Here is a 24,507-nt window from a genome sequence, read left to right on the forward strand (position 1 = left end):
ATAGTAAAGAAAAAAAGTAAAGTTTATTTTAATAAATTTAACTTTACTTTAATTTTATTCGTATATCCATATTTCTTCTATCTTTCTACCTACTGCTTTACTGATTCGGAAAGCTAAGTCTAACCTTGGTATAGATTGATTTTTAGCAATACTACTAATTGTAGGGGTTGAAACATTAACTTTTTCGGCTAGTTGCTTCTGAGTCATTCCGATTTCGTCTAATATTAGTTTTAACTGACACTTCATTTTAAACCACCTATAAACGGTAATTCATATATATGGGATATTTTTTATACACACTATCACTCTAACAGAAATTAGTGTACATAACTACATATTACTACTATCCAACACTATATTGCCATACGAATTATGATATCACAGAATGAAACAAATAAGATGCACCGCATCCCACCTCACAATCCATATCGCGCATGCCGCTACAAACACCGATAAGCAGACAATACACAAAACTTCAACGATTTAATATCCAAGTTGCGTACACGTTCCCCAACGAAAATGCTGTTCTTTTACCGCAAACTTCGACGTTGTTGCTCCTAGATGGAAACTAGCCGACCCGGTCCTGAGTTAAAGTTGATTCGCGTTGTGAGCAAATAATGAAAGTACGGATCGTACCTATATCGAAGATTTTATTAGCCGAACTAGAGGGGTGGCTGAAGTTTCGAGTAGGAATGAAAAAAAGAAACTTTATGTTGCAGCATCTCCATATGTCTTTTAAATTCTTACTAAGGGGCATTCAGCGAATGATCGAAAGCTACAGCCTGCCGAATAGAAAATTAACTCCACATATGTTCCGCCATACGTTTTGCAAGTGGATGCTAAAGGCGACGAACAACGATATCGAGAAAGTGCGGAGGCTTGCTGGTCACAGCAATATTGCCACGACGTCTCGATATTTAAAAGACAGCTATAGTGATTTGGCGGATGCTGTAGAGGCGTTGCCGAAGTTTTAATCTGAATCATTTCATTCCATAAGGGAGGAAACCGATCGATGATGGAGTCATTGCAAATCATTGACAGGTATTTTGGAGACAATGCGTTTTACATGCGTAGTATTGTCGGATCTCCATTGGCTAGCCGTTTCAAAGCCGCCGGATTGCGTTCCTTGGTACGATTTAGTTGATTGAAAATGAATCTTTTTTGTTCACTATGGGTTCAAATAACATGATCCATGTCCTCGTGGAGTTGAATCGGCGACTGAAGCAGAAACTGTTTATGATTACGGGTAATTTGGCTAGTTGAGCGTTAAGACTCAACTAGCACCACGGGTTAACGTGAATAAGGATCTTCGCCGGTACTCTAATCCACACCGCGATTCCAAACGTTGGAAAGAACTTTACAATGAGCGAACCAGTGTAGAACGGTGCAATTCAAGAATGAAAAGTTATCTTACAGCGAACTCCCTGCATGTGTGGGGAATCGATAAAGTAAAAACTCATATTTACTTGAACGCCATCGTATTACTGGTTTCAGCTCTCGCAATGGCAAAAGAGAGTAAAAAGCAACAAACCGCTTAAAAAATTTTTAAAGCGAAAAATTCTGCAAGTACGCCCAAAAAGGACAAACAGAATATTTGTAAACCAAAGATACAAAATACCCCAATTTATTTGGGTTTCTTTTAAAACTCTTTTTAATAAAAATCTAATTTTGCAAAATGCTCATACTATAAAAGTAAAATTATAGGCCTTCACCAAAATTGCGTAAGAGCCACTTTTATTTTGCCATACACAACTGCCGTCATTTGGGGTTATTTCCGATTTAATTCTGATTTTTACGCCTTTACAATTTGTAATCAACTAAGTAAGATAACTGTTATAATTGAATTCATTGTTCGAATCGCTGAATCCTTGTAAGGAGCGGGGGAACCACTTTTGTAACGTTTTGTTACTTGGGGTGAATCCTTGAAAAAGGAGGGGCTACTCTCATAGTCCTAATCCGACAGCTAACCTCGTAAGCGTTCTGGGAGGAGTGTATTTTTTTGACCACTGAGCACATCCTCAGTGGTTTTTTATGTATATCTAACTATGTATATAAAAGTACATAAAGACAGTGATGCTAAGAGGGTGGGAAAATGTAACCAGATACGTAAAGTGATGTTATCAAATTGATTTTAATAATACGTTCAAGAAGGAGTATTGAAAATGGCATATTTGAAACGGCTGTTAATCGGTTCACCAATGGAAACGAAACGGTTGAAACATGAAAAATTGCCAAAGTGGAAAGCGTTGGCGGTATTCTCTTCAGATGCCTTATCTTCCGTAGCTTATGCAACAGAAGAAATATTATTAGTACTAATGTTATTAGGAACCAGTGTCTTTTTTTATTCCTTGCCAATTGCTTTGGCGATTGTAGGACTGTTAGTCATTGTGACCTTATCATACAGACAAATCATTTATGCTTTTCCATCAGGCGGTGGAGCTTATGTAGTTGCTAGAGACCACTTAAGTACAAGAACAAGTTTAGTGGCAGGCGCAGCATTAATGATTGATTATGTTCTTACCGTTGCCGTTAGTATTAGCTCTGCGGTTGCAGCGCTTACTTCTGCCTTTCCAACCTTGCTTACTTGGAAAGTTGAAATAGCAATTGCTCTCGTATTAGTGCTTATGATTTTGAATTTACGTGGAATTACTGAATCAGCAACCGTATTTGCCTATCCAACCTATTTATTCATCATTTCCGTTCTTTTTCTTATTATTGTTGGTGGGTGGAAACTATTCAACGAAGGATGGCATGGGTTTAATTATGTCAATCATGCTTCCGCTGAGCATTTCTTCACAACGGGATACGGCGTGTTTATTTTATTGAGAGCTTTTTCGTCTGGATGTTCGGCAATGACTGGCGTAGAGGCCATTAGCAATGGAGTACCTTCGTTTAAACCTGACAGTTCCAAAAACGCTGTTATAACAATGGGATGGATGTCGTTATTGTTAGGAACGATGTTTTTAGGTATTACGATTTTAGCTGCAGGGTTCGGAGTAACTCCTTTAGAACATAAGACCGTTATTTCGCAAATTGGAAATCACGTTTTTGGCAATAGCGTGTTATTTTATATTTTCCAGATGATCACCATGTTAATTTTAGTATTGGCTGCGAATACAAGTTTTGCCGGGTTTCCACAGCTTGTTTCTATTATTGCTACTGACGGATACTTACCGAGAAGTCTAGCAGCACGTGGAGATCGTTTAGTGTTTTCAAATGGAATTATTCTTCTCAGCTTTTTAGCGATTGTTTTAATTATTGTGTTCCACGGTGAAACCCATTCGCTGATTCCGTTGTACGCAGTCGGCGTATTTCTTTCCTTTACCATCGGGCAATACGGAATGATTAAAAAAATATGGAAAGAAAAAACGAAACGTAATGTGGCCATATTATCAATCATTATAACTGGAACAACCGTTACAGGATTAGTAACGATTATTACTGTTATCGCGAAATTTACGCAAGGTGCATGGTTAGTCATCGTGGCTATTCCATTAATGGTTGTCTTGTTTTATAAAATTCATGCCCATTATGAAAAATTAGCTCAACAATTAAAATTGGATGAAAGTGATCGGACTATTAAGAAGGAACTCGTGGCTCCGAAAGTCATCATACCGATTTCAGGAGTTAGTAAAATAGTTGCCCAATCTGTTCAATATGCAAAAAGTATTTCAGATGATATCACAGCTATTACGATTGTTTTCACTGAAGAAGAGGAACATAAAATACGGGAAAAATGGCTAAAGTGGTATCCGGAAATCGAACTAAAAGTTATTTATTCGCCTTATCGGACCATTCTTTCTCCATTATTGGACTATATTAATGAAGTAGAAAAAGAAACAAAGGGAGCACCTGTTACGATACTAATGCCGCAATTTATCGTCAAAAAATGGTGGCATGCTTTACTTCATAACCAAACAGCAACCATTTTAAGATTCTTTTTAATTCTAAAAAAAGATATTGTCATCACGACACTTCCGTATCACTTAAAAGAATAACAAAACAGCTAATAGTGAATTTAACATGATCCTAAGAGAAATTCTTCCACTTTCGCCTTTAGCGCCTGTCATCAATCGAATGTTATCTAAACCGAAAATTCGTTAGGTGACAGGCACCCGTACTAAAATATAAAAGGACACTGAGGCGGAACATCCGGTTTCGGACATACTGTTAACCCTTCCAATTCGGAGCGAGGTTTACACTCTTTCCCTTCGATTTCAAGCTTCACTTTACTTACGGTTTGCACATTTTGGCATAGATCAACCAAAATTACAATGTCAATACATTTGAATCAATTTCATAAATCATAGTTTTTCTGAAGTATAGAGTACCCCTATACTAAAAACTTTGTTTTTTTTAAATTATGCAACTTGGTTTTGTTGCTGTAATAAAGCATTGATTCGATCAACTGCTAGTTTGCAGGTATTATAAATGAACGTCACCAGATTGAAATGCATTTTTGCTTTCTTTCCTGTACGATGACGGACATTGTTTAATTGAAAGTATTCCTTTAAATAAGCGTTAACGCGTTCGACTGCTGTACGTTCTTGATAAAGCTGTTTCCATCGTTCTGTCCCACGTGCTGGATAGGTAAATTTACGGATATCTATATCACATTTGATTTTGAAAACTTTTTGGCAAAGGGTGTCTTCTCGTAATGGGCAAGTTGCACATTCCTTTGGACGTGTGAATTTTAATGTATTGTACTTAGCGTCAAAGCTGTCATATTGGTAACGATGTTCACGCACACAGGTTGGACGAAAATGTTCATCGAATCCTATATATTCTCCTTCTCGGCGAACGTTGTAAGGAATCACGACTCGCATGGACTGTGATACGGCTTGACGGTAAATAGGTTCAACATCATAACCAGCATCAAATATAGCGATTGTAAATTGACCGTTTCCGAAGTGATGCGCAAAATCTAAAATAATCCGCAAAAAAATTGCACATTATTTCAGAAAACGAACCAAAATAATTTGAAAAAGTCAGCCTGAAATAATGTGAAAATTTACACGTTTACTTCCATATTTCGTGCGGATACTGCCCCGATTCGTGCGTTTACTTCCTCATTTGGTGCGGATACTGCCACGATTCGTGCGTTTGCCTCCTCCATTCGTGCGGATACTGCATGGTTTCGTGCGTTTACTTCTTCATTTCGTGCGGATACTGCATGGTTTCGTGCGTTTGCCTCCTCCATTCGTGCGGATACTGCCCCGATTCGTGCGTTTGCCTCCTCAATTGGTGCGGATACTGCCCCATTTCGTGCGTTTGCCTCCTCAATTGGTGCGGATACTGCCCCGATTCGTGCGTTTGCCTCCTCATTTGGTGCGGATACTGCATTGTTTTGTGCGTTTACTTCCTCATTTGGTGCGGATACTGCATTGTTTCGTGCGTTTACCTCCTCCATTCGTGCGGATACTGCATGGTTTCGTGCGTTTGCCTCCTCAATTCGTGCGGATACTGCCTCGTTTCGTGCGTTTGCCTCCTCCATTCGTGCGGATACTGCCACGATTCGTGCGTTTGCCTCCTCATTTGGTGCGGATACTGCATGGTTTCGTGCGTTTACCTCCTCATTTGGTGCGGATACAGCATGGATTCGTGCGTTTGCCTCCTCCATTCGTGCGGATACTGCATTGTTTCGTGCGTTTACTTCTTCATTTCGTGCGGATACTGCCCCAATTCGTGCGTTTACTTCCTCATTTGGTGCGGATACTGCTTGGTTTCGTGCGTTTGCCTCCTCCATTCGTGCGGATACTGCCCCGATTCGTGCGTTTGCCTCCTCAATTGGTGCGGATACTGCCCCGATTCGTGCGTTAGCCTCCTCAATTGGTGCGGATACTGCCCCGATTCGTGCGTTTGCCTCCTCATTTGGTGCGGATACTGCATTGTTTTGTGCGTTTACTTCCTCATTTGGTGCGGATACTGCATGGTTTCGTGCGTTAGCCTCCTTATTTAGTGAGGATACTGCTCGGTTTCGTGCGTTTACCTCCTCATTTCGTGCGGATACTAAATCAATTCGTGCGTTTACCTCCTCCATTCGTGCGGATACTGCCCCGATTCGTGCGTTTACTTCCTCATTTGGTGCGGATACTGCCGGTTTCGTGCGTTTGCTTCCTCCATTCGTGCGGATACTGCCCCGATTCGTGCGTTAGCCTCCTCAATTGGTGCGGATACTGCCGGTTTCGTGCGTTTGCTTCCTCCATTCGTGCGGATACTGCTCCATTTCGTGCGTTTGTTTCCACAATTCGTGCGGATACCTCCACCTTTCGTGCGTTTACCTCCTCAATTGGTGCGTATACGACCATATTTTGTGCGTATACCCTTCCCATTGGTGCGTATACAAACACGATTCGTGCGTTTGCTTCTACCTTCACTTTTTCCTGCTCCCTCAAATAGTAGGTTTCCCCCTCAGGATTCTTCCCAATAAGTACGTCTTCCACCACAATTGGCACAATCCCTAATTACTCCCTCATTTAAATAAAAAAAGCCCCCTGTTCCAAACAGGGTAGCTCATTATGATAAAGAAGTACCTATCTCTTAGGCACGCTCGCAGGAACATTCAATAATTCCATCAACTGTTCCTCATCCAGCTCCGTCAACCAGTTGCTCGATTGAATCAATTCTTCCGATAAAGCTGATTTCATCTCAAGCATTTGGTCCACTTTTTCTTCAATCGTGCCAATGGTGATAAACTTATGCACTTGCACAAATTGCTTTTGCCCAATGCGATAGGCTCGGTCCGTTGCCTGATTTTCCACAGCCGGATTCCACCAGCGATCTGCATGGAGCACATGACTTGCGGCCGTCAAATTCAAACCGGTTCCGCCAGCCTTCAGCGATAATAAGAACACCGGAAATTCCCCGGATTGAAAGGCTTCTACCAACTGGTCCCGCTGTTCTTTCCGCATGCTTCCTGTCAAAAATGGCACGTCCCAGCCATAAAGTTCAAAGAAGCAATGCTGCAATAATTGCCCCATCCCGATATACTGGGTGAAAATTAGACACTGCTCGCCGCCATCCACAATCTCCTTCGTAAGTTCCACAATTCGTTTCAACTTCACTGAACGCGCGAGCATACTATCTGCATCCCCAAACGGTTCCTTCAAATACAGCGCTGGATGATTGCACAACTGCTTCAACTTGCTCAGCATCTGCAAAATCTTTCCTTTCCGCTCAAAAGGAGAGAGTTTCTCCAAATCCGCCAAACTGTCTTGGATGAATCCTTCATACAGCGCGGCTTGTTCCTCCGTCAACGGGCAAAACTCTTTCGTCTCCTGCTTATCCGGCAAATTCAGCATTAAATCCGGATCATTTTTCGTTCGTCGCAGCAAAAACGGCCGGATTTTCGCCCGCAAAATCTCCTTATGCCGCTCCGAATCATCCCGTTCAATCGGTACAATAAACTCCTCTTGAAACTTCTTGAAACTTCCTAAATATCCCCGGTGGATGAAATCAAAAATCGCCCACAGCTCGGCCAATCGGTTTTCAATCGGCGTGCCTGTCAATGCAATATGATGGTCCCCTTGCAATCGGCGGATGGCCTTTGACTGCTGGGTGTGCATATTTTTAATATTTTGGGCTTCATCCAGCGTCACCACCGCCCAATCCACATCCTCTAAAAATTCCACATCCTGCGAAATCGTGCCATAAGTCGACAGCACCACTTGCGGCGCTTCCGCTTCTACGAACTGATGAAACGCTTCTCCCTTCAAACGCCCGGAAGCATAGTGGGTATGCACTTTCAAAGATGGGGCAAAGCGTTCAAGCTCCTTCTGCCAGTTCCCCAAAACGGAAGTCGGACAAACGATGAGCGACGGTTTCTTCTCTTGCCAAAACTCATACACATACAGCAAATAACTGATGAGCTGCACCGTTTTCCCAAGCCCCATATCATCGGCTAAAATCGCGCCAAAGCCTTGGGAGCGCATAAACACAAGCCACTCATAGCCTTGCTGCTGATAAGGACGCAATGTCGCTTTCAAAGATTCCGGCACTTTCACAGGAGGAAGCCCTTGCTTTTCTTGCAACTGATTTACATACGCCTGCAAAGAACGCTGCATTTCAAAGACAAAGAGCGGGTCGTCCCGTTCAGAATCCTCTTCATCCAACTCTGGTTCTAACAACTCTTCTGGAATCTCTCGGAACACGAATTCCTTTACCGTCCAATTTTCTTTTTCCGCCTTATCCATCAACGCCCGCACTTTCGCCATCCAATCGTTGTCCAAACGGAACCATTCATTACCAATCCGCACAAATTCCCGCTTCTCTTCGACGATTTTACGAAACTCTTCGGGGCTGATGGTTTCTCCCCCAATGGACAGCTCCCAGCGGAAAGATAAAATATCATCCAATCCTGCCATGGATTTGGTCGAACTGCTTTGCGCACTGACGCGGACCCGCATTTTTGATTTTTGCAATTCCTTAAGCCATGCAGGGAGAATCACTTCAAACCCTAAAGCCGTCAACTTGGCAAAGCCATCCCGCAGAAGCGTTCGTACCTCCGCATCGCTCAACGGCAAATGCAAAAACGCCTCTCCATCGACATAAAGCCCCAACAATTGCACCATTTGCTTTTGGATTTGGGCAATTTCCTCTGCATATTCCTTCCATTTTTCAGGAAGCGCCTCCTGAATAGGAAGGTTCCGCTTTCTTACGGCAGGCGTCCAATGTTTTGCAGAGGAAGGGGATAAAATCACGGTTTCCAAAAGCCATTCATCGTCAGACTCTTCCGGTTCATTCAAACGGAGGGCAACTTTCAGCCGGCCAATGGAACGCTCGTTTTGAAGGGGCCAGCCTCCTTCTTTAAAAAATGGAATCAGAGAAGATACATCGGAAATTTGCAAACCATGCTTCTTCAATTTTTGTTCAAGGGCCTTTTCCAAAAGCTCCTGCTGAAAATCGTCCTCCACCTGCACAGCTAATGTTTCATCTTCAATTTCCACTGCATCCCATAAGGAAGGGCTGTTCCACAAAGTTTGACCAGCTTTCAAACTCTCAAGAAGCTTCTGGTCTTCATCAGTCGCTCCTTCAAATTCAGCAAAAGGGTGTTTTCGCTTTGGCGATAACACTTCCAATAATTCCGCCGCAGTAACGATGAGTCCATCTCCATCTACGACTGCATGCAAGCCGAAAAAGTTGGGCTCATATTGGAAAAAGAAAATGGAAGCAAAGGTTTCAGCGGGAACCACTCTTCCATTGTTAAATGCCCGAACCGAATATAGCCCTTGCTGCAGCGGCTCAAAGACTAATTGATAAACTTGTGCAAAAGGATTCACGTGCAAATCTTTCATTGAACTAATGTTCCTTTCTTTGTTTCGAAAATTCCTTCCACCCAATAGCGCCATAAAACTTAATGGAACTATTCATTTGGAAAATACCTTCCACCCAATAGCGCCATAAAACTTAATGGAACTATTCATTTGGAAAATTCCTTCCACCCAATAGCGCCATAAAACTTAATGGAACTATTCATTTCGAAAATTCCTTCCATCCAATAGCGCCATAAAACTTAATGGAACTATTCATTTGGAAAATTCCTTCCACCCAATAGCACCATAAAACTTAATGGAACTATTCATTTGGAAAATACCTTCCACCCAATAGTGCTGTAAAACTTAATGGAACTATTCATTTGGAAAATACCTTCCACCCAATAGCGCCATAAAACTTAATGGAACTATTCATTTCGAAAATACCTTCCACCCAATAGCGCCATAAAACTTAATGGAACTATTCATTTGGAAAATACCTTCCACCCAATAGCGCCGCAAAATCTGATGGAACTATCCATTTTCAGCCAAAACAACGCCTACAAAATTTGGCAGCTATCTCTTTAGAATTTCTCCCTCAAAAATCAAATCAGCACTTATCAAATTTACGGCAGCAATTTTCCTTTCTCTATTTCTTCCTGCAAAGCGCGCAGCCGTTTAAATTGATCCCGAACTGCCGCAATATACGATTCCCAAAAACTCATTTTGCCCGCTTTTTTCGCAGCCGCTTTCATCTTTTTCCAAATGCGCACCGCCTGCTTATAGTTGTAGCGGGATTTACTTTTCACTTTCTCCATTGCATAAAAATGATAAAGGGGCAGGACGAGGTCAGGAGCTTCTTCCGCCACTTGCTTTAACCCGTTATATTCTAAATGTTCAATGGAAGTAGGGTACATTTGATGAAGCGCCACCCATTCCTCATAGCGCCCATGCTCCAATAAATAATCCGAATATTGATGAATTCCATCTTTTCCAAAAGCCGAATACAACAAAAGCTCTTCCTCTTCGGACAAAGCGGTTTGTTCATAGAATGAATGAATTAATGAAACTGCATTAGCGCGGTAAAAATGATTCACCTTTTGGATGAATTCCTTTAAATAGGGAAGAATCGCCCGCAATATCATCTCTGCTGCTTGCTCATTTTGCTTTCGGAAGGCAAACTTCACAAGGCCCAAATAAAGATACAAATGCTCAGGGCGAATCTGCTGGAGGTTTTCTTCCAAAGCAGCATCATTCTTCAAAATAATATAGAACAAATTCAAAATTTCCGGATATTTTAACTCCTGTTCCTGCAAATACACCAGTTCTTCCAAGGCCCGTTTTTTCTCCGTCAACACTTCATCCCAAAAGAGCAAATATACGTTCAATTTTTGATTGATAAACCCGTCTTGAGCAAACAGCAATTCCCGAAGCAGATGCTGCATTTTGTCCAAAAACGGATCCATTGCAAAAAGGCGGGATATGCCAAGAATGCTCTGGGTAATCTGTTGCATGGATTGAAAACGTTTATGAATAAAGTTTTCATATAAATGAGCATCCACATGATTTTGCATGAAAAACCGATGAGACAATCGGGTTAAAACGGCAAGTTCCATAAACAACTTGTAAATCGGCTGCCATTCCCGTTCAAAAGGCATTTGTTTATTTAACTTTTCCAACGCATTGTCCGCAATGTTGGAAAACAAAAAACTTGGAATTTCTACATCCTCATGAAAGTAGTATTGAAGCACTTCATCGGCCATTTTCAGCCAACTATCAGGAGTGCGGACGTTGGCGAGCGCCTCGAAATTAACGGTTTTCTTAGCCCTCCAGCTGCTCGCCCATTCTTGCACAGAATCGATATATTGATATAACGAAAGCAGCACGCTCACCTTATGACGGCACCAGCCATCCTGAGGGCATGAGCAGGAAATGGTGTCTCCTCGAAAATCCATGATCACTTCCGCTGTCCGCACATCCCTCACAGATGCGGTTAAAACGGAGAAAACTGAAACATATCGGTGGAAAACGACCGCCTGATTCCGAACAGCAAAAAGCGCCCGCCGAATAATTTCCTCATCTTCTGCTACCGATGGATGAAGTTCCCGTGCAACGATCTGTAATTTTTCGCGAATTAAGGATTCTTGTTCTCGCGCAACATTCGCAACTGATAACATGACAACATTCGCTCCTAAAAAAGTCTTATTTTTCATTATACCGCGACTCTTTATATTTGATAAGAGTGAACCTTTGAACATCTAAGAAAGAGAATTTTAAAAAACAGAACAAAATATTATGAATTTTTCGAAAAGATGTATAAAATGAAAGAAAATAGTATTAAAATTAGATGAAAGAAAAGGATGTTTCTTAAACGATTCCATTTTTTTACTTTTGTATAGAGGTTTTTCAAGACAGAAGAGGGCATATAAGGAAAGCCAAATTCGTATGATAGATTACAACCAAATAAAAATATCCGGTTCGTGAAAAATTATCTCTTTTAGGTATCAATGGCTGACTGTAAAGCATAAAATAAAAATTCCAATATGACGTCGTGAACGAATTTTTGATATTGGGAGAAGGGATATGATGGGGTCTGAAAAAAGCGAAATAGGAGGGATATCGATGATTCAAGTTCAGTATATGAAGCCGTTTTATTCAAAAGTTGCAGGTGATACACTGCGTCTCGTCTTTGCCTACCAATATTTTTCCATTATGAAAGACAATGAACTGTATCACTTTGTACCGATTGAAGGGAAAGAAATTATGGTCAACTTGAAAACAATGAAAATTGAAAATTTATCGGAAATTTTTGTCTTCCAACGGGGAAACCGTTTCCTTCGACTGCCGCTGTATCAGCTTCTCTTGATTTCGAATATTCATGAGCATTTAGCGCCGATTTTAGAGGAAGCATCCAACCGTTCGGAAATCATTAATCTCATTCCGCAAGAAGAAAATTCTGAAATTTCAGACCTTATCCGTTCATTGGAAGCGCAAAACTTAGACCGCCTCATCGATGAAGCCCTTTCCAGCCGTGATGAAGAACTGTTTTACAAATTGGCAGAAAAGAAGAAAAAAATGGAATAGAGTGCCGGTACTTTTGGTGCCAGGCACTTTTTAGGAAGTTAAAAAATAAATAATTCCCAAGGCAATCCCCGAACCAATCATCCCAAATACGACATCGCCAAAAGTCAACTCCTTTACAGCTTTCATGGCAATTCCTCCTTTTTAGAACCATCATTTCCTAAACTCTTGCTAAATAAACCATTCTATTCAATGTTGTTATTATATATTCAGATTTTTTCGGAAACATTCGCAGATATATAAATGTAAGAATAATAGATTTAGATTTTTCGAAAACTTCCGATATGAATTTTAAGGAATGAAATTTTCGTGCCCTTGAAAATAAAGAAAATCAATAGCTGTTCCCATCGGAAGGAGGGGTTGGGATTGCTTGGGCAATGGTCGGCAACCGGCATGAGGATTTTAAAAAACCTGAATCAAAACTGGATGTTGGCGAATAAGGCGTTGCTCAGAATTTCTTCTGGCTACCGCATTAACAGCGCGGCAGATGATGCGGCGGGTCTTGCCATCTCTGAAAAAATGCGGGCCCAAATTCGCGGTCTTGAAATGGCGGGGAAAAACATTCAGGATGGCATTTCCCTCGTCCAAACAGCAGAAGGGGCGCTCAATGAAACCCATGCCATCATCCAACGCATGCGGGAACTTGCCATTCAAGCGGCAAGCGATACGCTTACGGATGAGGATCGCCACTTGATCGATATGGAGTTCCAGCAGCTGAAGGAAGAAATCACAAGAATCTCTAAAGATACGGAATTCAACGCTCGCCCGCTATTGAACGGCGATTACGAAAACAATTCTTTAAGAATACAAGTAGGCGCCAATGCCGGACAATATATGGAAATCTATATTGGCAGGGCGAGCAGCGCAAGCCTTGGCATAGACGGGCTGGACATTTCAACGAGAGACAACGCGGATGCTGCAATTGGCGCATTGGATAAAGCCTTAAACCGAGTATCGACAGAACGTGCCCGCCTTGGCGCTTACCAAAACCGGATGGAACACGCCTATAACAATGTGATGAACACGGCGGAAAACTTAACGGCTGCCGAATCCCGCATTCGAGATGCAGACATCGCAAAAGAAATGATGAACTACACAAAAGCAAGCATTCTCGCCATGGCTGCCCAACACGTCCTCGCCCTTCATCTTCAACAAGCCCAATCCATCCTAATGCTGTTGAATGCGGGGAAGAAGGAGAGATATTAGGAGCAAAGTTAAGATGGGGCTGTTCAGAAAGTCGAACACTTTCTGAACAGCCTTACTTCTTATAGTAATATTCTCTTAAAAACTTTGCTCCTGCGGTGGTCACAAAACGCGCCTCCTCGTCGCAAAGGGGGCGTTTCAAAATGACTTTTCAGACGCCCCCTTTTTATTTTGATTAGAGGTGAGGCTTGTCATCTCCTGTTAACCAGCCTCTTACCCTTTTGAAAATACCGGGTTTTTCTTTTGAATCAGAGGGGAGGCTTGTTATCCCTTGTTAACCAGCCTCTTACACTTTTGAAAATACCGGGTTTTTCTTTTGAATCAGAAATGGCCATTCCTTCAAATTATTAATTTTTACCTAAAAAACCGCTCAAAAACAAAATTTCTGGAAAGCACTTCCATAAAACTGTTACATTTGCTAATTTATTTTCAGGAGGAAGAGAGGGTTATTTTACCCAGCGCACGAAATGCTGGGGTGAACGCACCAAAGAGAGGAGCAAACGCACTAAAGTGAGTAGTATCTGCACCAAATGAGATCACATCCGCACGAAATGAGGAGGCAACCGCACGAAACGAGGCAGTATCCGCACGAAAAGAGGAGGCAACCGCACGAAACGAGGCACTATCCGCACCAAATGAGAAGGCAACCGCACGAAATGGGGATGCATCCGCACGAATCGTGGCAGTAAACGCACGAAACGAGGCAGTATCCGCACGAAATGAGGAGGCAACCGCACGAATCGTGGCAGTATCCGCACGAAATGAGGAGGCAACCGCACGAAACGAGGCAGTATCCGCACGAAATGGAGTAATAAACGCACGAAATGGAGCAGTATCCGCACCAAATAAAAAACCCTCTCCACCAATTAAAAGCAACGCCCAAACTAAATTTAGAAAATTCTGACACACCGAAATAAAACCCTTCCCCAAAAACGTAGATAATGTGAAAATAATTCACAGTTTCCCACGAAAGATGTATACTAAGACACGTATGATAAATTTCAACTGAATCAACCAACGAATAAATCATCCCAAAACAATACACTCTAAAACAAAACGGGTAGTCGAGCATGGGGTGTCCACTATACTACAACCCCCACGATCTCATGACTCATACTCGTTTCGGAACAGTGAAAGGAAGTAACGATTATCATGACAAAAACAATGTGTGTGATCGGACTAGGTTATATTGGATTACCAACAGCGGTCACTTTCGCAAACCATGGGGTAAAAGTACACGGAGTAGACATCAACCCTAATGCCGTTCGAAGCATTCAAGAGAAAAAATTGCATATTGAAGAACCAGGCTTGCAAGAACGTCTGAATAAAGCAGTGGATGAAGGGTATTTAACAGCTTCTACAACACCAAAAGAAGCGGATGTATTCATTATTTCTGTACCTTCACCAATCAATCCGGACAAAACAGCCAATCTTGAATACGTTCGAGAAGCGACAAAATCCATCGTACCTTATTTAAGAAAAGGCAATCTCGTTATCTTAGAATCAACAGTACCGCCAAAAACAGTAGAACGGGTGATGATTCCGGAATTAATTCAATCAGGATTGGATATAGGAACAGAATTATTCGTAGCCCATTCACCTGAACGGGTGATTCCAGGCCGCATCTTTGAAGAATTGGTCAACAATGGCCGCATCATTGGCGGAATCAATAAAAAATCAGCAGAAATGACGAAAGAACTTTATCAACTTTTCGTGAAAGGTCCCATTCATTTAACAGATGCAACAACGGCAGAACTAGTGAAAGTCATGGAAAATACATACCGTGATGTCAACATTGCGTTCGCCAACGAGTTAGCGAAACTTGCTGAAGACCTTGATGTAAATATTTGGGAAGCGATTCATTATGCAAACTTCCACCCTCGCGTAAATATCCACTTCCCAGGTCCAGGCGTTGGTGGACACTGCATTGCCGTGGACCCATGGTTTTTAGTGGAACTTGGCGGTGAAAAGGCACAAATGATCCACCTTGCCCGAACAATCAATGACGGCATGCCGCTGTTCACAGCACAAAAAACGCAAAAAATCTTAAATGAAAATAACATTGCGGGCGGCAAAGTAGCAGTGCTCGGCCTTGCTTTCAAAGGAAACGTGGACGATATGCGCGAAAGCCCATCATTAGAAGTCATTCACGAACTTCAACAACTCGGGCTAGAAGTTGTTTCCTTCGACCCGCACATTAAAGAAAACAAACACCCGACGCAAACCCAAAACTTTGAAGAAGCTGTAAACGATGCGGATATGCTGCTTGTGTTGACAGACCATAAAGAATTTAAAGAATACAATCCACTTTCCATCACGCCGAAAAATAAAATCGTGCTGGATACGAAAAACTGCTTGGATCGCGAAAAATGGAAAGAAGCCGGATTCCAATTTTACTTGCTTGGAGATGCAAAAAATAAATAAGCATATAAAAAAAAGATGATAAAAACGGCATACTGTTTTTATCATCTTTTTTGTGTTAAATGAAGGAACGAACATACTATATGGGAAGTATCCGCACTAATTGAGGAAGCATCCGCCGAAACGAGTCAGTATCCGCACGAAATGAGGAGGCAACCGCACGAATCGTGGCAGTAAACGCACGAAATGAGGAGGTAAATGCACGAAATGGAGCAGTATCCGCACTAATTGAGGAAGCATCCGCCCGAAACGAGGCAGTATCCGCACAAAATGAGGAGATAAACGCACGAAATAGAGCAGTATCCGCCCAAAATGAGGAAGCAAACGCACGAATTGGAGCAGTATCCGCACAAAATGAGGAGGCAAACGCACGAATTGGAGCAGTATCCGCCCGAAATGAGGAGTCAACCGCACGAAATGGGGCAGTATCCGCCCGAAATGAGGAGTCAACCGCACAAAACGAGGCAGTATCCGCCCGAAATGAGGAGGTAAACGCCCGAATCGAGGCAGTATCCGCCCGAAATGAGGAGTCAACCGCACGAAATGGGGCAGTATCCGCCCGAAATGAGGAGTCAACCGCCCGAAACGAGGCAGTATCCGCACGAAATGGAGCAGTATCCGCACAAAAGGAGGAGGTAAACGCACGAAACGTGGCAGTATCCGCCCGAAATGAGGATGCATCCGCACAAAACAATGCAGTATCCGCACGAAATGAGGAGTTAAACGCACGAAATGAGGAGGCAACCGCACGAAAAGGATCAGTATCCGCCCGAAATGAGGAGTTAAACGCACGAAATGAGGCAGTATCCGCCCGAAACGAGGCAGTATCCGCCCGAAATGGGGATGCAACCGCCCGAAACGAGGCAGTATCCGCCCCAAATGAGGAGGTAAACGCACGAAACTAGGCAGTATCCGCACGAAATGGAGTAGTAAACGCACGAAATGGAGCAGTATCCGCACAAAAGGAGAAGGCAACCGCCCGAAACGAGGCAGTATCCGCCCGAAATGAGGAGATAAACGCACAAAACAATGCAGTATCCGCCCGAAATGAGGAGATAAACGCACAAAACAATGCAGTATCCGCCCGAAATGAGGAGGTAAACGCACGAATCGAGGCAGTATCCGCCCGAAATGAGGAGTCAACCGCACGAAATGGGGCAGTATCCGCCCGAAATGAGGAGTCAACCGCCCGAAACGAGGCAGTATCCGCACGAAATGAGAAGGCAAACGCCCGAAATGAGGCAGTATCCGCACAAAAGGAGAAGGCAACCGCCCGAAACGAGGCAGTATCCGCCCGAAATGAGGAGATAAACGCCCGAAACGAGGCAGTATCCGCCCGAAATGGGGATGCAACCGCCCGAAACGAGGCAGTATCCGCCCGAAATGGAGTAGTAACCGCCCGAAACGAGGCAGTACCCGCACGAAATAAAGAACCAAACGCACCAAAACAAAAAAACACTCACAATACAAATAATCCCCCTGCAAAACGGGGAGCTTTTTGATAAGATTATGAAGGGGAACCGGCCGAAGACATTTTCGTCCTTATAATAAAGTAACGCGCATGGGAAATCGCTCGTCAAAATGCCGCAAAGTAGCCATTTTGTCCTTATAATAAGCTAACTACTTTCCTTAGTTAGAAGTAAAACCACCTCCAAGTTTCATGGGGTTTCACTAACTAAAAACGTTGGACACAAAATTATATCCTTCCCCTTCCATGTCCTACATGAATGGGGTTTCGCTAACTAAAAACGTTGGACACAAAATTATATCCTTCCGCTTCCATGTCCTACATGAATGGGGGTTTCACTAACTAAAAACGTTGGACACAAAATCGCCAAGAAAATCGCACCACCCCCTTAGCGGCTGTCGCACATGCTTAGCTGCGGATAAACAACCGAGCAAGCGTTTTTTAATTCCGCAGCACAAAAGCTGTCGCACATGCTTAGCTGCGGATAAACAAAATCGCCAAGAAAATCGCAACAACCCCGATCAGAAGAACTCAATAAACTCGAAAACTTTCCTATTATAATATACAAATAATAAAATTGGATGGATGAACATGAAAGAAACAGTACTAGGCATAAAAGTAAACACTGAAAACTACGACGAACTCATTGAACAAATTTTTGAACGCATTAACACGAAACAAAAATCGCTCATTGTCGCAATCAACCCGGAAAAAATCATCAAAGCGAAAAAAGATCCGGCGCTGGCCAAACTTTTAAACGAAGCGGAATTTCAAATCCCAGATGGCATTGGAGTCATCCTTGCATCCAAAATCCAAAAAGGGCAAATCCGGTCGCGGGTGACGGGAGTAGACCTGATGATGCGCATTTGCGAAGAAGCGGCAAAACGACAAAAATCCATCTTCCTATACGGGGGAAAGCCGGGCATTGCCTTAACAGCCGCTGAAAAACTAAAACAGCTATACCCGGGCATTCAAATTGCCGGCGTGCAGCACGGCTACGAAAAAGACAACGAAAAAGTCGTTGAAAAAATCAACAACGCCAAACCGGACATTCTTTTCGTTGCCATGGGAAGCCCGAAACAAGAAAACTGGATCAACGCAAACCGCGATCGCCTTTACCCAACCATCTACCAAGGCGTGGGGGGAAGCTTTGACGTGCTTGCGGGGAACGTCAAACGGGCGCCGGTGGCTTTTCAAAAATTAGGGCTTGAATGGTTTTACCGCCTATTAAAAGAACCGAAGCGCATCAAACGCCAAATCAAATTGCCGCTGTTCCTAATCGAAGTCGCCCGCAGCACAAAACGCAAGTAGCAATACTTTCCTCCGTCGCTAGAATCTAGCCATACAAAAACATTTTGTAATCTTTGTAATAATTTTATTGTTAATTTTTTGCGAAGGTGATACACTGTAAGAGAAGAAGTAAGATTTCCTCTATTTTATATAGAGAAAAATACTTTTCCCTGCAAGAAACATGGTTGGTAGCCCAAAAAGAAGACCTCAGCAACACAATTGCTGGGGTCTTCTTTTTGCCCTCAACAAAAAACGATATAAAATTGTGAAAAAATTTCGAATTGCGTCATAAACCCTTATGCATGCCAATATACTATGTCGGAGTGAACTACCCGCCACCTACGCTTCGCTTAGAGGTGGGGGCTTCTCGGGTAATCCCATCTCATGATGGGAAATAGACCGAGCTATCCCTCTCGTTCCAAGAGTTCTTTTTACTATACTAACCCTAACAGCCGCAATCCTTCATGTTTGATATTGATAGAAGCGTTCCAATCACGGTCTGCCACAAAACCACAATCACAGCGAAATGTACGCTCAGAAAGAGATAGAGACTCCTTTACTCGACCGCAACATGAACAAGTTTTGGATGATGGAAAGCATTTATCTATTTTGATAAGCTTTTTCCCTTGCTCTTCTAACTTGTATTGGAGAAATGTTGTAAACATCCCCCATGCGTTATCAGTAACACTTTTACCAAAATGTAGGGCTTGTGACATTCCCTTCATGTTGAGGTCTTCGACAACAACACAATCGTACTTGCTTGCAAGATGATGGGACAATTTGTGTAAAAAGTCTCTTCGTTGGTTTGCAACCTTTTCATGTAAGTTCGCTACTTTCAGTCGCTGTTTGTGCCAACGATTAGAACCTTTCTTCCTGCGTGACAAAATACGTTGTTCCTTCGCTAATTTTTTCAATGTTTGTCGATAGAAACGAGGATAATTGGCTCTCTTACCCTCTTCACTATCGACATACAGACCATCCATAGCAAAATCTAATCCAACCACATGTTGAATGTTTACTGTAGTCGTTTCTTTCTCGTATTCTGTCAAAATCGAAATATCGTATTTGCCTGTCTTTGTTTTCGAAATAGTGCAAGATTTGATTTTGTAATCAGCAGGAATCTCTCTATGTTGCTTCATTTTAATCGGCTTTTTGAACTTTGGTAATTTGATATGACCATCTTCAATCTTAATATTTCCATTGACCATATTGGTTGTATAGGATTGCTTGTGTTTTTTACTTTTGAATTTAGGGAACTCTGCACGACCTTCAAAAAAGTTCTTATAAGCATTTTGTAAATGGATTTGTGCGTTGGCTAAAGCTAAAGAATCCACTTCTTTTAGGAATGGGAATTCATCTTTGTACTTTGCCGGTGTCGGAAACTTTTGTTCTTTAAGCTTCTCTTTGTCGTCTTTGAACTTTTCATATATTTCTTTACGTTCTGCCAACATCTTATTGTAGACAAAGCGAACACAACCAAACGTTTTTTCCAATAACTCTTTCTGTTCTTCATTTGGATATATGCGAAACTTGAAGGCTTTGTTTTGCTTAGTCATATCAAATCACCTTACTTTAACCACGAACACTAGTTCCCTTTTTTGTTTATTGTACCATAAGTTTTGGCTATCGCCAACCGACATTCATCTCCCACCTACTCATTGGGCTATCGCCCTTCACATTCCTTGAGGATGGGAGACTTCTGTCGGAAAAAGTTAAAAATCCATGGTCCTTCCAAAGAAAAACAACCTCCATACCAACCAACGATCTCCGCCAATTGAAGATCCTGCAACTTTTGCAAAATAGCAAAGTTGAACTTGGCGCTTCCGAGAAATATTAATAAACCTAGAAAAATTAGCATAGATTTTCTGAATATGGTTGTTTTTTGGAATCGATTTATGTAATAATATAAGAGGACTTAGTTATCCGCTGTTTACGAATGTTTCAATCTTGTAACATCGTAACTTAAATGTTACGAAAAAACGATTGACAAGCCATTCGTAGACTACTAAACTTTTACTTGTAATAGTTTAGAATGCCATATTTGGTTAGGATAACTAATTTAACTATGATTTAGAAGTAAAGAGGAGGAAATCTATTTATGGCTAACCAACCAAAGAAGTACAAAAAATTCGTAGCAACAGCTGCTACTGCTACATTGGTTGCTAGCGCAATCGTACCAGTTGCATCTGCTGCTAGCTTCTCTGATGTTGTAGTAGGTGGCTCACATTCTGAAGCAATCAACGCTTTGGCAGATCAAGGCATCATTAAAGGTTATGCAGACGGCACATTCAAACCAGGTGTGCAAATCAACCGCGGACAAACGGTTAAATTATTAGGCCGCTGGTTAGAATCACAAGGTTATGAAATCCCAGCTGATTGGAATTCTGTACAACGCTTCAGCGATGTTCCAGTAAACGCTGCTGACCAAGAATTAGTGAAATATGCTGCATTAGTTAAAGATGCTGGCGTATTCAACGGTTCTCAAGGCAAATTAAACGCTTCTCAACCAATGCAACGTCAACATATGGCAGTTGTATTAGTGCGTGCAATTAAAAACGTATTAGGCGAAGACCTTGTACAACAATACAAAGATGCTGGCTTCGTTTCTAGCATTGAAGACTTATACCAAGCATATGCAAACGAAAACCGCGAAGCAATCATCGCGTTAGAATATGCAGGTATTACAAAAGTTTCTGACGGCAACTTCCGTCCAACTCAAACAGTAACGCGCGGTCAATTCGCATCATTCTTATACCGCACAATCAACCTTGATACACTTAACGCAACAGTTGAATCAATTAAAGCAATTAACAACACAACTGTTGAAGTAGACTTCAAAGAAGCAATCGACAACGTGAACGCACTTAAATTCACAATCGATGGCTTACAAGTGAAAAACGCTGTTGTAAAACAAACTGACAAAACTGTAGTCGTATTAACAACAGCTCCACAAGAAGGCGGCAAAACTTACACAGTAAGCGAAAGCGGCAAAAAACTTGGTACATTCCAAGGTGTATCTGCTGTAATTCCTACTGGCATTTCAACAGTAGTTGCTTCTCAACAAGGTGTTATCGGTCAACAAGTAACTGTTTCGGCACAAGTAAAAGTTACTGAAGGCCAATCTAAAGCTGGAATCCCTGTAACATTTAACATTGTGAATAGTAATAGCAATGTTAACGATAAAATTGAAGTAGAAGCTTACACAGACGAAAACGGTGTAGCAACATACACTTATACTCGTTACTACAGCGGAACAGATAACGTAGTTGCATATGCAACAGATAAGTCATCCGTAAACGATAAAGCAAAAGTTTATTGGGATAATGCTCTTCAATTAACAATTTCAGATGTTACTACAGATTCTACATTAGCAAATGGTAAAAATAAAGTTTACCAAATTGAATCAAAAAATAACAAAAACGGCTATGTATTTGTTACTTTTGCAGAAAACTTAAATGTTGCACCTGATAAATTAGTGAAAACTGTAAATGCTCAAGGCGTTGCAACATATCTTCTTGACTCAAATGATAGAGTAACTGCAAATCGTGCAGACTATCCATACGAAGCAACTACTGGTGGAAAAGCAGTAATTGCAGTTAAACTTGATTCTAACGGTAAAGCTAATTTAGTTTTATCCGGAAAAAATGCTTCAGTTACACCTATCGTATTTGAAGGCGAATATGTTGGTAATAATATTACACCACAAGCTTATAAAGCTAAATACGATAAAACTGCATTACAAGCAAAAGGGTCTACTGTAACATTTGAATTAAAACATGAACTTGGTTTAACAGTAGAAGCTATTGGAAATGCTAATGCTGCAACTTATATTAACTCAACTGAAACTGGTGGACGTGACTATAAAGTTAAATATGTTGATAAAGAAGGTAAACCAGTTGCACAAGGTTCAAAAGTAAGAGTAGCAATTGATACTGAAGGAGTTACTGGTACTTTCCGTTTATTAGATGCTGATGGTAATGAAGTTACAGCATATTTAACTGATGGTAAAGTTAAATATTATGAATTAACAATTGGTAAAGATGGTGAAACTACATTTACAGTTACAAGTACACATGTAAATGATTATGTAACACCAGTTGTATTTGTAGATAATGGTAAAACAGCTCAAAAATTAGATGATCAAGATTTACAATCTAAATCTGAAACTACTTACTTTGTTGCTGATGTAACTTATAACGCAAAATTAAAAGTACTAGGTGCTGATGGCAAAGAAGCAAAACCTGTTTTGGCTAATAATAGTGACTATGTTGACTTTGTTTATGAATTAGTTGACCAAAACGGAAAACCTCGACGAGCTTCTAGTGCAACTGATGTTACATTTAATATTACTGCTGGAGCAGGAACAATTGTAACTGAAAATGGTGACGTTGCTCCTGGTAATAGTACATCAGTGACAAAAACTATTTCAGCATCATCAACAAAAGCAACAACAAGAGTTAAAGCAAAAGAAGCTTCTGTAGTTTCTGTTACAGCAACTGGTTCAACTGCTGGGGTTGTATTACCAACTACTGAACCAACATCTGCAACTGCTACATTCTTAAGCACTCAAGAGTTAGTTAATGGAACTGTTTATACAGGTACTGTTAGAGCTGTAGATAAAGCTAATAATAAAGTAACTTTATTAATTAATGGTAAAGAACATACTGTAAGTTATGAAAATGGAAATTACTACATTGGTGGAACAAATAAATCATTTGTAGATTTTGAAGAAGCATTGAGTTATGGAGATACTGTCAAATATGTACCAGGTACTACTCCGCACTTTGATATTACTGTCAATATAACTGATACTACTGCTCCTTCATTAAGTAGTGCAACTTATGCTTCAGCTCAACCAGCAAAAAGTAATAGTTATGCAACAGGAGATATTGAATTATCTGGCGGAGAAAAATTAACATTTACTGCTACTGAGTACAGTGAAGAACTTAATGGAACAAAAGTTGTGTTAGTAGATAATGTAGCTAGCTCTTCTACAACAGCTACTGTTGGCGTAGATGGTAATGGTAATACAGTAATTACAGTTGAACTTGCTGATAATGGTACTAATATAACTGCAACTTTCCAAGATGTAATCGATGCAGTAAATACAGTAACAACAATAACAAAAGTTAGTGCTTCTACATCAGATTCAACTTCAACTGTAGCAGATGTTGGAAATACTACACTTAACGGTGGTTCAGTTGCTGCTCCAGCTCAACCAGCAACAATCACTTTAGTATTTGACGAAGAAGTTGCTAATACTTCAGAAGTTGAGGCAAGTGTAACTGTTACTGGCAGTGCAACAGTACGTAGTCTTGATAACCCAACATTCAGCTGGAGTTCTGATAAGAAAACATTAACAATTATATTAGGTCCTGCTCATACTGTTCAAAAAGGTGATACAGTAACAGTAACTAATGTTAAAGATGCAGCTGGCAATGTAAAAGCAACTGATTCTCAATCTTTAAATTAATATTATTATTTAAGTATACAAAAAACCCTGTGGAGCAAGAACTCTTGGATCTATAATATTTGGTGTTGGTGAGTAAAAACCAGCACCAATTTTTGGCTCTATAATATTTGGTGTTGGTGAGTATAAACCAGCACCAATTTTTTTGAACAAAAAAAACATACTAAGATTGTAAACCCGAATTCAAACGACGCATTTCAACCAATCGCACCTCCCTGTAAGATAGAGTTATCGATTACAGAGGAGGTGTTTTGTAAGCCCGAATTCAAACGACGCATATCAATCGATCGTACCTCCCTGTAAGATAGAGTTATCGATTACAG

16 protein-coding genes, 2 pseudogenes and 1 riboswitch are annotated in these 24,507 nt (G+C 41.3%); of the genes and pseudogenes, 10 read left to right on the forward strand and 8 right to left on the reverse strand.

The features are described from left to right. Window positions 1-54: 54 nt before the first annotated feature. Window positions 55-246, reverse strand: a complete 192-nt coding sequence (locus DKZ56_RS05575) for a helix-turn-helix transcriptional regulator (RefSeq protein ID WP_062899126.1) — start codon at window positions 244-246, stop codon at window positions 55-57. A gap of 371 nt (window positions 247-617) precedes the next feature. On the opposite strand from DKZ56_RS05575, the gene DKZ56_RS05580 reads away from it, so the two are divergent. The 3 genes and pseudogenes from DKZ56_RS05580 to DKZ56_RS05590 all read left to right on the forward strand — a co-directional run bounded on the left by DKZ56_RS05580 (window position 618) and on the right by DKZ56_RS05590 (window position 3,998). After that, complete coding sequence (locus DKZ56_RS05580; RefSeq protein WP_208651757.1) at window positions 618-974, forward strand: site-specific integrase; 357 nt, start codon at window positions 618-620, stop codon at window positions 972-974. 312 nt (window positions 975-1,286) lie between these two features. Beyond that, window positions 1,287-1,538: pseudogene (locus DKZ56_RS05585) on the forward strand (transposase); the annotation flags it as partial. Window positions 1,539-1,848: 310 nt separating this feature from the next. Next, window positions 1,849-1,992, forward strand: a riboswitch (cyclic di-AMP (ydaO/yuaA leader). Between the two features lie 170 nt (window positions 1,993-2,162). Continuing rightward, on the forward strand, window positions 2,163-3,998 hold the full coding sequence (locus DKZ56_RS05590) for an APC family permease (protein ID WP_208651758.1): 1,836 nt from the start codon (window positions 2,163-2,165) through the stop codon (window positions 3,996-3,998). A gap of 363 nt (window positions 3,999-4,361) precedes the next feature. Here DKZ56_RS05590 and DKZ56_RS05595 read toward each other — a convergent pair. The 5 genes and pseudogenes from DKZ56_RS05595 to DKZ56_RS05615 all read right to left on the reverse strand — a co-directional run. Next, window positions 4,362-4,892: pseudogene (locus tag DKZ56_RS05595) on the reverse strand (transposase); the annotation flags it as partial. Between the two features lie 119 nt (window positions 4,893-5,011). Beyond that, on the reverse strand, window positions 5,012-6,040 hold the full coding sequence (locus tag DKZ56_RS05600) for a coiled-coil domain-containing protein (protein ID WP_208651760.1): 1,029 nt from the start codon (window positions 6,038-6,040) through the stop codon (window positions 5,012-5,014). Between the two features lie 37 nt (window positions 6,041-6,077). After that, window positions 6,078-6,455: a hypothetical protein gene (locus tag DKZ56_RS05605; protein WP_208651761.1), complete on the reverse strand. Its 378-nt coding sequence runs from the start codon at window positions 6,453-6,455 to the stop codon at window positions 6,078-6,080. Window positions 6,456-6,533: 78 nt separating this feature from the next. Beyond that, window positions 6,534-9,293 (reverse strand): DEAD/DEAH box helicase, encoded by a 2,760-nt coding sequence (locus DKZ56_RS05610; protein WP_208651762.1) that lies wholly within the window; start codon window positions 9,291-9,293, stop codon window positions 6,534-6,536. Window positions 9,294-9,877: 584 nt separating this feature from the next. Further along, window positions 9,878-11,464, reverse strand: coding sequence for a hypothetical protein (locus tag DKZ56_RS05615; protein ID WP_208651763.1), 1,587 nt, complete (start codon window positions 11,462-11,464; stop codon window positions 9,878-9,880). 409 nt (window positions 11,465-11,873) lie between these two features. Between DKZ56_RS05615 and DKZ56_RS05620 the strand changes: the two genes are divergently transcribed. From DKZ56_RS05620 to DKZ56_RS05640, 5 genes are all read left to right on the forward strand, one after another. Beyond that, the gene (locus DKZ56_RS05620) at window positions 11,874-12,335 is read left to right on the forward strand and encodes an IDEAL domain-containing protein (RefSeq protein WP_208651764.1); all 462 of its coding nucleotides are present in this window, start codon (window positions 11,874-11,876) and stop codon (window positions 12,333-12,335) included. Between the two features lie 363 nt (window positions 12,336-12,698). Continuing rightward, complete coding sequence (locus DKZ56_RS05625) at window positions 12,699-13,538, forward strand: flagellin N-terminal helical domain-containing protein (protein WP_281275691.1); 840 nt, start codon at window positions 12,699-12,701, stop codon at window positions 13,536-13,538. Between the two features lie 676 nt (window positions 13,539-14,214). Next, on the forward strand, window positions 14,215-14,439 hold the full coding sequence (locus tag DKZ56_RS05630) for a hypothetical protein (RefSeq protein WP_208651765.1): 225 nt from the start codon (window positions 14,215-14,217) through the stop codon (window positions 14,437-14,439). A gap of 248 nt (window positions 14,440-14,687) precedes the next feature. Further along, on the forward strand, window positions 14,688-15,959 hold the full coding sequence (locus DKZ56_RS05635; RefSeq protein ID WP_208651766.1) for a nucleotide sugar dehydrogenase: 1,272 nt from the start codon (window positions 14,688-14,690) through the stop codon (window positions 15,957-15,959). Between the two features lie 164 nt (window positions 15,960-16,123). After that, complete coding sequence (locus DKZ56_RS05640; protein ID WP_208651767.1) at window positions 16,124-16,861, forward strand: coiled-coil domain-containing protein; 738 nt, start codon at window positions 16,124-16,126, stop codon at window positions 16,859-16,861. Here the strand turns inward: DKZ56_RS05640 and DKZ56_RS05645 are convergent. Then, the gene (locus DKZ56_RS05645) at window positions 16,858-17,415 is read right to left on the reverse strand and encodes a hypothetical protein (protein WP_208651768.1); all 558 of its coding nucleotides are present in this window, start codon (window positions 17,413-17,415) and stop codon (window positions 16,858-16,860) included. The two genes, DKZ56_RS05640 and DKZ56_RS05645, sit on opposite strands and share 4 nt — an antisense overlap. 600 nt (window positions 17,416-18,015) lie before the next feature. On the opposite strand from DKZ56_RS05645, the gene DKZ56_RS05650 reads away from it, so the two are divergent. Next, window positions 18,016-18,735 carry a WecB/TagA/CpsF family glycosyltransferase gene (locus DKZ56_RS05650; RefSeq protein WP_208651769.1) on the forward strand — a complete coding sequence of 240 codons (720 nt, stop codon included), beginning with the start codon at window positions 18,016-18,018 and terminating at the stop codon, window positions 18,733-18,735. Between the two features lie 413 nt (window positions 18,736-19,148). Here DKZ56_RS05650 and DKZ56_RS05655 read toward each other — a convergent pair whose 3' ends face one another. Beyond that, window positions 19,149-20,270: an RNA-guided endonuclease InsQ/TnpB family protein gene (locus tag DKZ56_RS05655; RefSeq protein WP_208651770.1), complete on the reverse strand. Its 1,122-nt coding sequence runs from the start codon at window positions 20,268-20,270 to the stop codon at window positions 19,149-19,151. 542 nt (window positions 20,271-20,812) lie between these two features. Between DKZ56_RS05655 and DKZ56_RS05660 the strand changes: the two genes are divergently transcribed. After that, entirely contained in the window at window positions 20,813-24,187 is a 3,375-nt protein-coding gene (locus DKZ56_RS05660) for an S-layer homology domain-containing protein (protein WP_208651771.1), read from the forward strand. Window positions 24,188-24,507 lie beyond the last annotated feature (320 nt).

It is taken from the genome of Ureibacillus thermophilus, from assembly GCF_004331915.1.
Taxonomy (GTDB): Bacteria; Bacillota; Bacilli; order Bacillales_A; family Planococcaceae; genus Ureibacillus; species Ureibacillus thermophilus.

Bases quoted from the DNA above. Each gene is read 5' to 3' on its own strand.
- DKZ56_RS05575 (WP_062899126.1), bottom strand. From the start codon at position 246: ATGAAGTGTCAGTTAAAACTAATATTAGACGAAATCGGAATGACTCAG.
- DKZ56_RS05580 (WP_208651757.1), top strand. From the start codon at position 618: ATGAAAGTACGGATCGTACCTATATCGAAGATTTTATTAGCCGAACTA.
- DKZ56_RS05590 (WP_208651758.1), top strand. From the start codon at position 2,163: ATGGCATATTTGAAACGGCTGTTAATCGGTTCACCAATGGAAACGAAA.
- DKZ56_RS05600 (WP_208651760.1), bottom strand. From the start codon at position 6,040: ATGGAGGAGGTAAACGCACGAATTGATTTAGTATCCGCACGAAATGAG.
- DKZ56_RS05610 (WP_208651762.1), bottom strand. From the start codon at position 9,293: ATGAAAGATTTGCACGTGAATCCTTTTGCACAAGTTTATCAATTAGTC.
- DKZ56_RS05615 (WP_208651763.1), bottom strand. From the start codon at position 11,464: ATGAAAAATAAGACTTTTTTAGGAGCGAATGTTGTCATGTTATCAGTT.
- DKZ56_RS05620 (WP_208651764.1), top strand. From the start codon at position 11,874: ATGATTCAAGTTCAGTATATGAAGCCGTTTTATTCAAAAGTTGCAGGT.
- DKZ56_RS05635 (WP_208651766.1), top strand. From the start codon at position 14,688: ATGACAAAAACAATGTGTGTGATCGGACTAGGTTATATTGGATTACCA.
- DKZ56_RS05650 (WP_208651769.1), top strand. From the start codon at position 18,016: ATGAAAGAAACAGTACTAGGCATAAAAGTAAACACTGAAAACTACGAC.
- DKZ56_RS05655 (WP_208651770.1), bottom strand. From the start codon at position 20,270: ATGACTAAGCAAAACAAAGCCTTCAAGTTTCGCATATATCCAAATGAA.
- DKZ56_RS05660 (WP_208651771.1), top strand. From the start codon at position 20,813: ATGGCTAACCAACCAAAGAAGTACAAAAAATTCGTAGCAACAGCTGCT.